The sequence below is a fragment of the Mesorhizobium sp. ES1-3 genome, from assembly GCF_020164795.1.
Lineage (GTDB): Bacteria > Pseudomonadota > Alphaproteobacteria > Rhizobiales > Rhizobiaceae > Mesorhizobium.
This window is the reverse complement of record NZ_JAIUGW010000029.1, coordinates 65,390-78,690: the sequence shown is the minus strand read 5'-3', so window position 1 is coordinate 78,690 and position 13,301 is coordinate 65,390. Positions and strand designations below refer to the sequence as shown.

The 13,301-nt window shown below is 61.5% G+C and carries 13 protein-coding genes and 1 tRNA gene; 5 read left to right on the top strand and 9 right to left on the bottom strand.

Annotation, left to right across the window (positions count from 1 at the left end):
- Window positions 1-72 precede the first annotated feature (72 nt).
- The 4 genes from LB536_RS27550 to LB536_RS27535 all read right to left on the bottom strand — a co-directional run bounded on the left by LB536_RS27550 (window position 73) and on the right by LB536_RS27535 (window position 2,133).
- Window positions 73-555, bottom strand: a complete 483-nt coding sequence (locus LB536_RS27550) for a hypothetical protein (RefSeq protein WP_224598119.1) — start codon at window positions 553-555, stop codon at window positions 73-75.
- Window positions 556-793: 238 nt separating this feature from the next.
- Entirely contained in the window at window positions 794-1,051 is a 258-nt protein-coding gene (locus LB536_RS27545; RefSeq protein ID WP_140812805.1) for a PepSY domain-containing protein, read from the bottom strand.
- A 184-nt stretch (window positions 1,052-1,235) separates the two neighbouring features.
- Window positions 1,236-1,310, bottom strand: a tRNA-Val gene (locus tag LB536_RS27540).
- Between the two features lie 139 nt (window positions 1,311-1,449).
- Complete coding sequence (locus LB536_RS27535; protein WP_224598116.1) at window positions 1,450-2,133, bottom strand: phosphoglycolate phosphatase; 684 nt, start codon at window positions 2,131-2,133, stop codon at window positions 1,450-1,452.
- A 253-nt stretch (window positions 2,134-2,386) separates the two neighbouring features.
- Here LB536_RS27535 and rpiA point away from each other — a divergent pair, with 253 nt between their 5' ends.
- The 3 genes from rpiA (at window position 2,387) to gor (ending at window position 5,239) form a co-directional block, all read left to right on the top strand.
- Window positions 2,387-3,118: a ribose-5-phosphate isomerase RpiA gene (gene rpiA, locus LB536_RS27530; protein ID WP_224598113.1), complete on the top strand. Its 732-nt coding sequence runs from the start codon at window positions 2,387-2,389 to the stop codon at window positions 3,116-3,118.
- Entirely contained in the window at window positions 3,105-3,728 is a 624-nt protein-coding gene (locus tag LB536_RS27525) for a DUF2059 domain-containing protein (protein ID WP_140758692.1), read from the top strand. The genes rpiA and LB536_RS27525 overlap by 14 nt, the downstream gene beginning before the upstream one ends.
- A 119-nt stretch (window positions 3,729-3,847) precedes the next feature.
- Window positions 3,848-5,239 carry a glutathione-disulfide reductase gene (gene gor, locus LB536_RS27520; protein WP_224598112.1) on the top strand — a complete coding sequence of 464 codons (1,392 nt, stop codon included), beginning with the start codon at window positions 3,848-3,850 and terminating at the stop codon, window positions 5,237-5,239.
- Window positions 5,240-5,295: 56 nt separating this feature from the next.
- Here the strand turns inward: gor and mgtE are convergent, their stop codons facing one another.
- Together mgtE and LB536_RS27510 are read right to left on the bottom strand one after the other, a co-directional pair.
- Window positions 5,296-6,660, bottom strand: a complete 1,365-nt coding sequence (mgtE, locus tag LB536_RS27515) for a magnesium transporter (RefSeq protein ID WP_224598109.1) — start codon at window positions 6,658-6,660, stop codon at window positions 5,296-5,298.
- A gap of 271 nt (window positions 6,661-6,931) precedes the next feature.
- On the bottom strand, window positions 6,932-8,824 hold the full coding sequence (locus LB536_RS27510) for an ABC transporter ATP-binding protein/permease (protein ID WP_224598131.1): 1,893 nt from the start codon (window positions 8,822-8,824) through the stop codon (window positions 6,932-6,934).
- Between the two features lie 66 nt (window positions 8,825-8,890).
- Between LB536_RS27510 and LB536_RS27505 the strand changes: the two genes are divergently transcribed.
- Window positions 8,891-9,202: a hypothetical protein gene (locus tag LB536_RS27505; RefSeq protein WP_224598107.1), complete on the top strand. Its 312-nt coding sequence runs from the start codon at window positions 8,891-8,893 to the stop codon at window positions 9,200-9,202.
- Between the two features lie 237 nt (window positions 9,203-9,439).
- Here the strand turns inward: LB536_RS27505 and LB536_RS27500 are convergent, their stop codons facing one another.
- Window positions 9,440-10,120 carry a DsbA family oxidoreductase gene (locus LB536_RS27500; RefSeq protein ID WP_140812812.1) on the bottom strand — a complete coding sequence of 227 codons (681 nt, stop codon included), beginning with the start codon at window positions 10,118-10,120 and terminating at the stop codon, window positions 9,440-9,442.
- A 16-nt stretch (window positions 10,121-10,136) separates the two neighbouring features.
- Complete coding sequence (locus LB536_RS27495; RefSeq protein WP_224598104.1) at window positions 10,137-11,957, bottom strand: extracellular solute-binding protein; 1,821 nt, start codon at window positions 11,955-11,957, stop codon at window positions 10,137-10,139.
- A 232-nt stretch (window positions 11,958-12,189) separates the two neighbouring features.
- Here LB536_RS27495 and LB536_RS27490 point away from each other — a divergent pair, with 232 nt between their 5' ends.
- Window positions 12,190-12,819, top strand: coding sequence for an invasion associated locus B family protein (locus LB536_RS27490; RefSeq protein ID WP_140758686.1), 630 nt, complete (start codon window positions 12,190-12,192; stop codon window positions 12,817-12,819).
- An 85-nt stretch (window positions 12,820-12,904) separates the two neighbouring features.
- On the opposite strand, the gene hspQ is transcribed toward LB536_RS27490, so the two are convergent.
- Window positions 12,905-13,228: a heat shock protein HspQ gene (hspQ, locus tag LB536_RS27485; protein WP_027142695.1), complete on the bottom strand. Its 324-nt coding sequence runs from the start codon at window positions 13,226-13,228 to the stop codon at window positions 12,905-12,907.
- Between the last annotated feature and the right edge of the window lie 73 nt (window positions 13,229-13,301).

The following is a 13,301-nucleotide window of genomic DNA, read 5'->3' as shown; positions in this document are numbered from 1 at the left end:
GCCAACTTCATGGGCTTTGTCAAACTTGCCGCTATCGCTATCTGGCTCAGGTAGTTAAATCGTCACTACGCCCTAGTCGCCAACGCTCCGCAGCGGGCGTCGGAAACCGGCATCGCGGCCGGCGATCAGCCAGTAGACCAGCCCGGCCACCAGACCGGCGGCGGCGATGATGCCGATGTCGGCCCAGCGCTCCGGATCCACGTCCTCCGCCGCGCCCGGCCTGATCAGGAAGAAGCCGCCGGCCGCCGCGGCGGCGCCGAAGAGCATGTGCAGCAGGGCGCTGCGCAAGGAGAAGAACTCGGCGATCAGCGCGAAGATCAGGGTCTGCGGCGCGGTCACAACAATCGTCAGGAAATAGATGAACATGCCGAGCGGCGGCACGACCAAGGCCGCGATCGGCGAGACGCCGAAGAAGTCGAAATAGGCGGGCGCGCCGGGCAGGGAACTCAGTGCGGCATAGATCGCCACCACGGCGATCAGGCCAACCAATATGGCGACGAGATAGCCGGCGAGCATCATCAGGACGCGCCTCATCACGTGCTTCGCAGTCGACATGCCCACCCCCGTGAAGCCCGTTCATCCTACAATCAGCCATCGATGGCGAATTGACGCAAGGGGGAGACAGAGGTTGCCAGCGCGGTGGCCCGATGCTGACGGATGGAACCGCTGCTCAGGCGCTGCCCCACATATGTTGCGAATCTGGCAGAGCCCAGGAGCCTTTCGCGAAGCCGCCGTTTCGTCGTTGAGAATGCGCAGAGGCAGCGCATTCGCGACGAGGATGTCCCTGCGAACCTTATTTTGGTTCGGCCGTCACAGGGTCGAAGACGATTTCGACCTTTGCCTTGTCCGAGGTGTAGTAGGTGACGGTGTAGCCGTCCTTGTCCCAGTCGACCTCTTTCACGTAGCGAAATCCGTTACGCTGCTCGACCTTGGCGATGATCTCCGACAGCTTCTTGGCATTTGGTGGCGGCAGCGGATTTTCATCCGCGGCGAAAGCGGGCCCGGCGAAGAGAAGAACGGCGACGGAGGTCGCAAGCAGAAATCTGGACATGGTTTTCCCTCAAGTTTCGACGGAGGGAAACTCGCTGGTGTATCGGTTGGTTCCGGAGAGCAAGGAACCGTTCGACCCGGGCCGACATTTGTCTCTCGTCCCAGTAACCTTTTGTCTTGCGTGCCAGCAAGCTTTCAAGAGAATCTGGTCGCGACCGAACATCCAACGATTTCTTCAAGTTGGATGGTGGGCGATGCAGGGATTGAACCTGCGACCCCACCCGTGTGAAGGGTGTGCTCTCCCGCTGAGCTAATCGCCCGCTCGTTGCCCGAAGGCCAAGCGAGCCGCGATATAAGGGAGGCCGGCCCGTTAAGTCAAGGCGGTGTCTGGTGTTCCCGCACAGATCGGATTTGCGGTCCCGCCATGGCCCGTTCCAGAGAGATTTTCATCGCCGGCGCTCAGTGTGCGGCGGCGCCGATCAGCCCTTGCGCCAGATCGAGCGTCAATGCATCAAAATGCGAAATCACCGCCGAGGGCTCGAACTCCCGCACATGACGGTCGGTGTAGCCGAAGTCGACGGCGACGACCGGAATGCCGGCGGCCTTGGCGGTGTCGATATCGGTTTGCGAATCGCCGACCATCAAGGCGCGGTGCGGATCGCCGCCGGCCAGTTTGATGGTTTCGATCAGGTGGCGCGGATCGGGCTTGCGGAACGCGAACGTATCCTGTCCGGCAATTGCCGCGAAATGCCTGGCCAGGCCGAGCGCCTCGATCAGCGCCAGCGAGTTGGCTTCGTATTTGTTTGTGCAGATGGCTAGCAGGTAGCCGGCCTTCTCAAAGCGGGCGATCGCCTCGATCACGCCGGGGTAGGGGCGGGATTTGCCCGGAATATTGTCGGTGTAGTGATCGAGGAACAATTTCAGCAGCCGGTCGTGCTCCTCGACCTTGAGGGATCGTTGCTGCGCGGCATGCGCCCGTTCGATCATCACCCGGCCGCCATGCCCGACGAAGCGTTTGAAGCCGGCCTCGTCGACGGCCGCCAGTTCGCTGGCCGCCAGGCTGTGGTTGAGGCTGTCGAGCAGGTCCGGCGCCGTGTCAATCAGCGTCCCATCGAGGTCGAACACGATGATCGGGCGACTCATGATCCATCCTGAGCAGGTTTGTGCATCGGCAGGCGATAGCGGCTGCGACGCGCTAAGGCAAGCAGACTGGTGGCGCCGCCGCCGAGGGCTTTGACCCGGCCTGCAAAAATGCTAGGAGCCCGAAACGCCAAAGCGCGTCGCGTCGAAACGGACTCATGCGACGCGCTTTGGGTCTTTGTTTCATGCATGTCGTTTTCCCAGAACCGAGGTCACTTTTGGGCGACATGCATCAGGTTTCGGGGCAGCAAGCAGTATGGATGCCAGACAATTGAAGGTCGAGGCCGCGCGGGCCGCCCTTGCCCATGTCAGCGACGGCATGCGGCTTGGCATCGGCACCGGCACCACCGCCGAGGAGTTCGTGCGGCTGCTGGCCGACAAAGTTGCCTCCGGCATGACCGTAACAGGCGTGCCAACCTCGGAACGCACTGCTGCGCTGTGCCGCGAACTCGGCGTGCCGCTGTCGACGCTGGAGGAAACACCCGAGCTCGATCTCACCGTTGACGGCGCCGACGAGGTCGATCCGGAGCTGACATTGATCAAGGGCGGCGGCGGCGCATTGCTGCTCGAGAAGATCGTGGCCGCGGCCTCGCAGCGCATGATCGTCATCGCCGACCGTTCGAAGATGGTCGAGACGCTCGGCCGGTTTCCTCTTCCCATCGAAGTCAACCGGTTCGGCCTGCGCGCGACCGAGATCGCCGTGGCCATGGCGGCTGGAAATCTCGGCCTTTCCGGTCCGGTGACATTGAGGATGACGGGAGGCCAGCCTTTTGTTACAGACGGCGGCCATTTTATCCTCGATGCATCTTTTGGCCGCATTCCGGATACAAGAGCGCTTTCGAATGCTCTCCACGCCATTCCTGGCGTGGTCGAGCATGGTCTTTTCATCGGGCTGGCGTCAGCGGCCATCATCGCCGGCGGCGACGGTATCGAAACTGTCCATGCCGCCCGAAAACCAGGGAGTTCTATCGATCATGACGTTGCATAACCGGGTTCGCCGTCTTTCCGTCCTCGTGGCGGCTTCGGCCGTCTTCGCGTTCTCCTCGCCTGTCTTCGCGCAGGACGTCACGGAATCGCACCTGAAGGCCGCACGCGCGGCAGTCGCTGCGATCCACGCGACCGACCCGTTCGACAACATCCTGCCGCAGGCCGCCGCGGCGCTCGAATCGCAGCTCATCCAGAAGAATCCTGACATGCAGGAGCTGATCGGCAAGACGATCAACGAGAAGGCGCTGGCGATGGCCTCGCGCCGCGCGGATCTCGAGAAGGAAGCGGCTCTTGCCTATGCGAAGGTGTTTTCCGAAAAGGAACTCACCGACATCGCGGCCTTCTACAGCTCCGAGTCGGGCAAGAAGCTGCTCGACAGCGGCCCGACCGTGACGCGCGACCTCGTCAAGGCCGCCGACATCTGGCAGAACGGCGTAGCTCGCGATCTTGCCCAGCAGGTCGGCGAAACGCTGGCGGCGGCAGCAAAAGCGAAGGCGCCGGCTGCGCCTGCGCCCGCCGCCGATGGCGCCGCTCCGGCCGACAATGCGGCCCCGGCGGATGGCGCCGCACCCGCGGACGGTTCGGCTCCTGCCGACGACACGCAGAACTGATCCTGCATGTCAAACGCGGCCTTTGCGGCCATCTGTAAAGCCCGGCCTGTCCGGGCTTTTCTTTTGGTGGTTTGCGGCCTACCTGTCACTCACATTTTTGGCGTTCAAGGAGCCGCTTCATGGCCGGTTATGATTACGACCTCTTCGTCATCGGCGGCGGCTCCGGCGGGGTGAGGGCGGCGCGGGTCGCGGCAGCGCTCGGCAAGCGCGTCGGCATCGCCGAAGAGTACCGTTTCGGCGGCACGTGCGTCATCAGGGGCTGCGTGCCCAAGAAACTCTATGTCTATGCTTCGCAATTTCCCGAGCATTTCGCCGACGCCGCCGGCTATGGCTGGACGGTGCCGGAAGCCAGTTTCGACTGGCGGACGCTGGTCGCCAACAAGGACCGCGAGATCAGCCGCCTGGAAGCGATCTACAAGAAGAACGTCGAGGGCTCGGGCGGCGAGGCCTTTCATTCGCGGGCGATGATCGTCGACCCGCACGTGATCCATCTCCTGAGCGAGGACCGCACCGTCACCGCCGATCAGATCCTGATCGCCACCGGCGGCCGTCCGGCGGCGCATCCGGCACTGCCTGGGCACGAACACTGCATCTTCTCCAATGAGGCTTTCGACCTCGAGGAACTGCCGAAGGCGATCATGATCGAGGGCGGCGGCTATATCGCGGTCGAGTTCGCCAACATCTTTCACGGGCTCGGCGTAGACACCACGCTGGTCTATCGCGGCAAGGAAATCCTCGGCCGCTTCGACATGGACCTGCGGCGCACGCTGCATGAGACGATGGAAAAGAAGGGGATAAAAATCCTTTGCCATTCCGTCTCCGAATCGGTCAGCAAGCGGCCGGACGGGCGGCTCGACGCGCAGCTCATCAGCGGTCAGGTGCTGACGGTCGACCAGGTGATGCTGGCGATCGGCCGCATCCCCAACACCGAGAATATGGGCCTGGAGGGCGTAGGCATCGAGATGACCGCCGCAACCGGTGCAATCAAGGTCGATGACTATTCCCGCACCAACATCGACAATATCTGGGCGATCGGCGATGTCACCAACCGCGTGCAGCTGACGCCGGTGGCCATTCACGAAGCCATGTGTTTCGTCGAAACGGCGTTCAAGAACAATCCGACCACGCCCGACCACGATACGATCGCGACCGCCGTGTTCTCGCAGCCGGAAATCGGCACGGTCGGCTTGTCGGAGGACGAAGCCGTCAAGCGTTTCGCCGATATCGAAATCTATCGCGCCAGCTTCCGGCCGATGCGCCACACGCTGTCGGGCCGTGACGAAAAGATGCTGATAAAGCTGGTCGTCGACGGTGCTTCGCGCAAGGTTCTCGGCGCTCACATACTCGGGCCGGATGCCGGCGAAATGGCACAGCTGCTCGGCATTCCCCTGAAGGCGGGGCTGACCAAGGATGATTTCGACCGCACGATGGCCGTGCATCCGACCGCGGCAGAAGAGCTCGTCACCATGTACAAGCCGACCTATCGTGTGAAGGACGGCGAGCGCGTCTGACGCCTAGCCTGTCGACGCGCCGCCGCCAGCCTTGGCCGGCGGCTGCAGTCCAACTGCTACAGCAACGTGCCGCGCAGGATGACCAGCGCCACCGAGAAATAGATCACCAGTCCGGTGACATCGACCAGCGTGGCGACAAACGGCGCGGATGCGCTGGCGGGGTCGAAACCGATCCGTTTCAGGGCGAACGGCAGCATCGATCCCGACAGCGAGCCGAAGGTGACGATGCCGACCAGTGCAGCACCAACCGTCGCGGCAATCAGCGGCCAGTGCGGGCCATAGTCGTAGAAGCCCATATATTGCCAGAGCACGATGCGGCAGACGCCGACCACGCCGAGCATGGCGCCAAGCACGAGGCCGGTGGGCAATTCGCGCAACGCCACCCGCCACCAGTCGCGAAGGCCGATCTCGCGCAGCGCCAGCGCGCGGATGACCAGCGAGGTCGCCTGCGAGCCGGAATTGCCGCCGGAACTCATGATCAGCGGGATGAACAGCGTCAGCACGATCGCTTTCTCCAGCTCGCCCTCATAGCTTTGCATCGCATTGGCCGTCAGCATCTCGCTGACGAACAGCGCGCAGAGCCAGCCGCCGCGCTTCTTGATCATGGCGAGGAAGCTCATCTTCATATACGGCTCGTCCAGAGCCTCCATGCCGCCGAAGCGATGCACGTCCTCCGTGGTCTCCTCGATCATCGTGTCGATGATGTCGTCGATGGTGACGATGCCGAGAATCTTGCCGTGGTCGACGACCGGAACGGCGAGCAGATCGTATTTGGAGATCGTCTGCGCCAGATTTTCGCGGTCGGCCAGCGGGCTGACCGTCACCGGCATGCGGTCGGGCGCCACCGACAGGATCGAGTCGTCCGGCTCACCGGTGATGAGCCGACGTAAACCCGTCGACCGCACCAGGAGGTGTGTCTGCGGATCGACGATGTAGATTGCATAGACGGTCTCGCGCGTCCGCTCGACCTTGCGGATGTAATCGAGCGTGCGCCCGACGGTCCAGTCGGAGGGAACGCTGACGAACTCCGTCGTCATGATCGAGGCGGCGCTGCCTTCGGGATAGCCTAGAATGGAAAGCAGGGTCGCGCGCAGCGGCGGGGCCAGTGCGCCGAGCAGCTCGGAGCGTGCCGGCTCGTCGAGCTCGCGCAGGATGTCGGCCGCACGGTCGACGGACATGGCGGTGAGCAGCCTACTCGCCTTGGGACGGGGCAGGGCCTCCGCCAGTTCGGGCGCGCTCTCGAGCTCAGGCTGATCGAATATCTCGACCAGCCGTTCGAAGGGTACAGCGCAAAGCAGCTCCGTCGCGGTTTCGCGCGATTCACGATTGAGCGCCTCGACAACGTCGGCGACGTGATCATTGGCGAGGATGCGAGCGATGGCGACGGCCTCGTCGTCCGCTACGGGGAAAAATTCGTTCATGGCTCACTCCTTGCCGTCCGGCAGGACATGAACCATTCAGGTCACGTCTAGGCGGACGGCGGTTGCGTTCGACTGTGACTGTCGCCAGGCATGGCGCGGTGACCTTTCCGCTTGCGGGTTCGCTTTTGACTGTCTGCAAGCCGGCGCAACATAGGAGCGCGCCTTCCCGAGTCAATCGCGGTGAGGGAGGAAAACAGTGCCGAAAGGCGCCGATCGCAAGACTGTGATCACCGTCCGCCGTTTGACGCGGCAAGTCCCGGTGACGTCATCGTTATTTCTGCTTCAGCCGGCGCGAGAAACGCGTCCATTTGTCCTCGACCGGCCTTGGCTGGGCCAGGATCGTGGTGAGTTCGAGGGGCAGGCTCGGGGCGAGCGGCTTCTTCGTGGCGACGCCGTCGGCGATCAGGACCATCGAGTGGTAGAACTCGGTGCCGGCAGCCGATCTCGGTGCCACGGCTTCGTGCATGACACTGATCACCGTCACATCGGGGCAGTTGTCCTTGATGGCCTGGTGGAAGGCAATCTTGCCGTCAGGGTCGAGAGCACCGGTCGCCTCGTCGAGGAACAACAGTCCCGGTTGTTGTAGTATGATACGAGCCACCACCAGCTTCTGTTTCTGGCCGCCCGACAGGACCTGATCCCAGCTTTTGCCCTCGCGGCTTTCGTTGGCCATGTGTTCGATGAAATCGCCAAGGCCAGCCTTGTGCAGCGCCGACGCGACCTGGGCATCGCCATGGTCGCGTTCGGAGCCCGGCAGGCAAACCAGCTGCTTCAGCGACACCTGCGGCAGCTTGACCTCCTGGGCGGCATAAAAACTCTTCACGCCCTCGGGGAAGACGATGGTGCCGCGACCATAGGGCCACAGGCCGTTGATCGCCTTGATCAGCGAGGTCTTGCCGCAACCGGATTCACCTTTCAGGAAGGTCCATTCGCCGCGCCGGAAGCGCAGGTTGGCGGAACTGAGGAATGGCGTCGCGTCCTCGCCCTGATGCGCCAGCTCCAGCTTCTGGATGGTCAGGCCGAAAACCGGATTCTGGCTGGCATAGTGGAAGTCGGAACGGCCGCTCTGGCTGTAGAATTCCTGTGGGTGCTGGACATTCTCGATCGCGCTGGCGAGCTCAGTCACGCGCTGGCTGTTGGCGCGAAGCGTGGCGATGGCGGGCATGACATGGATAAACCACGAACACTGGCTGATGAGCTGGGCCACCATTTCGGAGCCGGTGATGTAGCCTTTATAGTCCAGGCGGCTGTGGATGAACGGCACCAGGCCTGGAGCATAGGCTACGATACGAGCGCCGACGAAGTTGTAGATCAGCTCGAACGACATATAGCTGGTGTTGACGACATTCAGCCGTCCCCAGGTGCGATCGATGTCGACATAGAGCCGGTCGTGCATCATTTTCTGCACGCCTTCGCCATGTGAGGCGGCGACATGGAAGCTGCGGCGCAGAAATGTCGTCAGTTCGCTACGATAGCTTCCCTCCGCCTTCTGCATGCGAATATTGAGTCGTTCCAGCAGGCTGCCGAGCTTGACTGCGATCCAGGTGTTGAGGGGCACGTAAGTGGCGACCGCGAGAAGGGCGAGAATAGCGCTGCCATAGCTGCCAAGGAACTCCAGACCTTTGACCTCCACGGACGATTGCAACAGGTTCTGACCGATAAAGTAGAGCGAAGTCGCCAACCCCAGCACGCCCATGGCGAGGCCGATCGCACCGCCGGTCACGTCCTTGATCGATTCCTGGATGCGCTGGTCGACATTGTCGGGCGCAACGATGCCGCCGTCCGCGGCACCATGTTGAGCATGGAAATGGGTATGGTTGCCGTCGAGCAGGGCCTGGTTGAATTGGTCGTTCAGCCAGCCACGCCATTTGCGGTGCAAGGTTGCCGAGACGAGATTGCGTATACCGGTAAAGCCGGCATCCTTGAGCAGGACCAGCAGTACCAGTACACCGGCGTTGGTCAGGATTGTCTCCAGCGGGCGGGTGTTGGCTGCGTCGTGCAGGAAGGCGATCGAATTCACCAATTCGCCCGAAGCCATGGCGAACCACACGCTGGCCTTGCTGGACAGCGCGGTGAGCAACGCGATCACCAGCGTCAGCGTCCAGGCTTCCTTCCAGCGGTCCGAGACCCAGTAGGCTCGCATGAGCCCCCAGAAATTGCGCATCGAGGATACCGGCGTCAAATGCGACTGCCCTGCGGCGTCGCGGTGTAGTCCATCCGGTACTGACTCTTGCGATCGTCTGCCGATCCGAATCACGATCCCGCCCAAACCTTTTTTGTTTTGTTACGGATGGTAACACCAATTGATCATTTTCTCTTAATTTTAAACCCGGCCGACCGGATTGCCGCCGCGGCCGTTGCCCCGAGGCAACAGATCGATGGTTGGATTGCCATCGAAACGACTGACCAAGATCCGGAAATGTCTATTGATTTCAGTCTGTTGGAAGCCACGAACCTTGCTGCTGTCCACCTTCCCCAAGGGAAGCTTCGTACACGGCTTTGTGAATCAAAAAACGTTTGGGCTGGCGGATTTTCTTATTGAGCACAGACCAAAACTCCGGAAAGCACGCCGCCCTTGACGTCTGATTCCTTGACGTCGTCGTCCTTGCCGGAGCGACGTCGCCAGGTGGCGCTACGGAAACAGTTGGCGTGCAAGATCATTCTCCGTCGACCAAGGAGTCGACCTGCACCGGCGCCCAACGGCCACGGATTTTCGTCAGCAAGGCTGAAATGATAGTGAGACAGCGTCCGCTCATGTTGTCGGCGGAGTGAGCTGGCCTCAGCCGGCCTTCTCCAACTCCCCACGCGCCTTGGCGGCCGCGACCTGACGGATCGCATCAGCCAACGTGTCCGCGTCCTGCGCGCCCATCACGGCATATTTCCCCTCGAGCAGGAAGCACGGCACGCCTGTGATCCCCATGCGCGAAGCGGTGGCGATTTCCGTTCGAACCGCCTCGACATCGGCATCGCTCGGCAAGAGCGTTTCAACGACCGAGGCGTCCATGCCGGCCTCGCGGGCAGCTTCGACCAGCACGGTGTGGTCGCCGATGTTGACGCCTTCCTCGAAATTCAGCTGGAACAGGCGGCGCACCAGCCGGTTCTGAATGTCCTCGCCGGCGGCACCGGCCCAGCGTATCAACCGATGCGCGTCGAGCGTATTCGGAGCCACCTTGATGGCGTCGAAGGCAAAGGAAATGCCCTCGGCCTCGCCAAGTGGTTCGATGCGGGTATGAATTTCGCGAATGCGCTCGTCGCTGCCGAACTTGGCCAGCATGTATTCGCGGCGGTCCTTGCCTTGCGGCGGAATGGTCGGATCGAGCTGGAACGGCCGCCAGCGTATATGCACTTCGACATCTCCGGCCGCGGCGACCGCCTTGTCCAGCCGTTTCTGACCGATGAAGCACCACGGGCAGACGACGTCCGACACCACATCGACGGTTATGGCGTTCGCTTCGCTCATCTCTATCTCCGGATTTTCAGTTCGGTTTGCGCCACCAGGTCGGCAACTGGTAACCGAATATGGGCGTCTTTCGCGGATGTTCCAGATAATTCCAGTAAGCAAGCCACTGCTGCGTGTTGTACTGCATCGGCACCATGTAATGGCCGGAGATCAGCAGCCGGTCGAGAACGCGAACCGCCGCGACGTAATCCTCCTTCGAACGGGCTCGCAGCATTGCGTCGATGGCCGCATCTATCGCCGGATCGGCGACGCCGGCGAGATTGAACGATCCCTCGGTCCTGGCCGCGGCGGACGACCAGCGCCCGATCTGCTCGATGCCAGGGGACAACGAATTGTTGAAGCCGCTGGAGCCGATCAGCACCTCGAAATCGAAACGCTGCTTGCGCGACTGGATCTGGTCGCCGTCCAGGCTGCGAATGCTGACATTGATGCCGATCTTCTCCAACGTGCGCTGATAGATGCCGGCCAAACGCTCTTCGTCCTGCGAGGCGGTCAGGATCTCAAAGCCGAAAGGTTTACCTTCGGGATCGAGCATCGTGCCATCGTTCACGTGGTAGCCGATGCTTTTCAGAAGATCGAAAGCGGTCTTCAGCACCTTGCGGTCCTGGCCCGAACCGTCCGTCACCGGCGGTTTCCAGGTGCCGTTCATGACGTCGGCCGGCACGCGGCCGGGGTAGGGCGCCAAAAGTGCCTTTTCCCTGTCGTCAGCCGGATGGCCGAGCGCGGAAAGCTCGGAATTCTGCCAATAGCTCATCGTGCGGGTGTACTTGCCGCCGAACAGATTCTTGTTGGCCCATTCGAAATCATAAAGCATGCCGAGTGCGCGCCGAACCACCGGGTTGGAAAACTTCGGCAGCCTCGTGTTGAACAGAAAACCGGTCACGACGGGCGGAATGCCGGTGTCGAAGGTTTCAGAAACCACGTCGCCCCTATGGAAGGCGGGAAAGTCGAGATCGCGCTCGCGTTTCACCGGATCGCCGTCGTCGTCGATGGCGCAAAGGCCCTTCTTGAAGGCTTCGAGCTTGGCGTTGGCGTTGAGAAAATACTCGATGGTGATCTGGTCGTAATTGTCGAAACCGCGCTTGGCGGGAACGTCCTTGCCCCAGTAGTCGGGGTTGCGCTTGAAGACGATGCGCTGGCCAGGCGCCACCTGCGCGATCCTGTAGGGACCGCTGCCGATCAACGGCTTCAGCGTCGTCTTGTCGAAAGTGTCGATGTCGAAAGCGTGCTTGGGGATGATCGGCGTCAGCGCGATGATCAGCGGAAACTCACGATCGGCCTTGTCGTTGAAGGTGAAGCGCACGCTATGATCGCCGGTCTTTTCGAGCTTGGCGATCCTGGCCATGCGATCGCTGTAGGGCGGCCGGCCTTTCTGCGTATAGGCATCATAAGTGAACAGCACGTCTTCCGGCGTCACCGGCTGACCATCCGACCATTTGGCATTCGGGTTGAGATGGAATTCGATGCTCGTGCGCTCGGGGTCCATGTCGGCGGTTTCTGCCAGAAGTCCGTAGAGGGTAAAAGCCTCGTCGGCACTGCGCTGCATCAGCGGCTCGAAGACCAGATTGCCGAAGATCGTGTCCATCATGCCGCGCGCCGTCGTGCGCAGGCTTTTCAGGATGAAAGGATTCAGATTGTCGAAGCTGCCGACAACGCAATAGGTGATGCTTCCGCCCTTCGGCGCGTCGGGATTGACGTAGTCGAAATGGGCATAGTCGGGCGGCAGGGCCGGTTCGCCCTGCATCGCGATCGCGTATTTCGGTTCCGACAGCGCCGGTGACGACGACAGGGTGAAAAACGATATTGCGGTGACCAGCCAAACAAGAACGCGGCCCATGACCGTCTCCTTAACAGGTCGGCTTGATGATTCGGTACGCACCCTAGCATGGGGCAACTGCGTGGCGGCCAATGGCGTCATCAAGAATTACAAGTGGGCGGGCTGGATTCGACACCGCTTGCAGTGTAACACGCCGTCCGAAGTCATTCTGTTGCCTCATTTTGGCAACAGGTAGGCGGACCACAGGGCACGAAGAAGCCGGTCCCGGGATCATTGAGAGGAAGTGCACGACATGACGAGCCTGAACAGCAACGCGTACCGCCTGTCGGTCATGGCCGCAGGCGTGGTTGGCTTTCTCTGCGCAGGACTTCCGTCTGCTTCCGCGCAGCAGCAGCCGCAGATTCCGCAGGGCTGGTTCAAGGCCTGCACCAAGCAGGAAGACGTCGACATCTGCAACGTCCAGAACATCGTCACAGCTGGCAACGGCCAGCTCGTCACCGGTGTCAGCCTGATCGAGCTCAAGGGCAAGGTGAACCGCAAGGTGTTCCAGGTGACGGTCCCGACCGGCCGCCTCGTGCCTCCCGGCATCGGCCTGCAAATCGACGCCGGCAAAGCGCAGAAGCTCGACTATGTCATCTGCTTCCCGGATCGTTGCGTGGCCGAAGTGCCGCTGACGGACCAGCTCGTCGCTTCCTTCAAGAAGGGTCAGGGGATCACGCTGACCTCGATCAATTTCCAGAACCAGGCCAATCCGATCAAGATCGCGCTGCAGGGTTTCAGCGGCGCCTATGACGGCCCCCCACTGCAGCAGTCGGACATCGAGGACCGGCAGAAGAAGCTTCAGGACTTCGTCGCCAAGAACAACCAGGACTTCGCCAAGAAGCTCAAGGACGAGCAGGACAAGGCGAAGACCGCCAATTGATCCGCCATCGGGTCATTATCGGGTCAAAAAAAGCGGGGTCATGCCCCGCTTTTTTCATGTCTGGTCCTTCCCGGTAGGCCGGAAGTCAGTGCCTGGACTGCCGTTTCGGCGCGTAGCGCCCATCCGGCTTCTTGTCGAACATTTCTTTGATTTGCGGATGGCGGACGGGTTCTCCCGACTGATCCTCGAGCAGATTCTGCTCTGAGACATAGGCGATGTATTCGGTTTCCGAATTCTCGGCGAGCAGGTGGTAGAACGGCTGGTCCTTGCGTGGCCGTACGTCGGCGGGGATGGCTTCGTACCATTCGTCGGTGTTGGCGAATTGCGGATCGACGTCGAAAATGATGCCTCGGAACGGGAACAGCCGGTGGCGAACCACCTGTCCGATCGCGAATTTGGCCGTTTTCATCGTACTCACCACTGAATTCCTTGACTTTATTTGGCGCAGACTCCGCATCAATTCAATCCCGAGCGTCCGAGCG

What these genes read in the sequence shown, in the direction of transcription:
- LB536_RS27550 (WP_224598119.1), bottom strand. Translation starts at nt 555, where the DNA reads ATGTCGACTGCGAAGCACGTGATGAGGCGCGTCCTGATGATGCTCGCC.
- LB536_RS27545 (WP_140812805.1), bottom strand. Translation starts at nt 1,051, where the DNA reads ATGTCCAGATTTCTGCTTGCGACCTCCGTCGCCGTTCTTCTCTTCGCC.
- LB536_RS27535 (WP_224598116.1), bottom strand. Translation starts at nt 2,133, where the DNA reads ATGAGTCGCCCGATCATCGTGTTCGACCTCGATGGGACGCTGATTGAC.
- rpiA (WP_224598113.1), top strand. Translation starts at nt 2,387, where the DNA reads ATGGATGCCAGACAATTGAAGGTCGAGGCCGCGCGGGCCGCCCTTGCC.
- LB536_RS27525 (WP_140758692.1), top strand. Translation starts at nt 3,105, where the DNA reads ATGACGTTGCATAACCGGGTTCGCCGTCTTTCCGTCCTCGTGGCGGCT.
- gor (WP_224598112.1), top strand. Translation starts at nt 3,848, where the DNA reads ATGGCCGGTTATGATTACGACCTCTTCGTCATCGGCGGCGGCTCCGGC.
- mgtE (WP_224598109.1), bottom strand. Translation starts at nt 6,660, where the DNA reads ATGAACGAATTTTTCCCCGTAGCGGACGACGAGGCCGTCGCCATCGCT.
- LB536_RS27510 (WP_224598131.1), bottom strand. Translation starts at nt 8,824, where the DNA reads ATGCGCAATTTCTGGGGGCTCATGCGAGCCTACTGGGTCTCGGACCGC.
- LB536_RS27500 (WP_140812812.1), bottom strand. Translation starts at nt 10,120, where the DNA reads ATGAGCGAAGCGAACGCCATAACCGTCGATGTGGTGTCGGACGTCGTC.
- LB536_RS27495 (WP_224598104.1), bottom strand. Translation starts at nt 11,957, where the DNA reads ATGGGCCGCGTTCTTGTTTGGCTGGTCACCGCAATATCGTTTTTCACC.
- LB536_RS27490 (WP_140758686.1), top strand. Translation starts at nt 12,190, where the DNA reads ATGACGAGCCTGAACAGCAACGCGTACCGCCTGTCGGTCATGGCCGCA.
- hspQ (WP_027142695.1), bottom strand. Translation starts at nt 13,228, where the DNA reads ATGAAAACGGCCAAATTCGCGATCGGACAGGTGGTTCGCCACCGGCTG.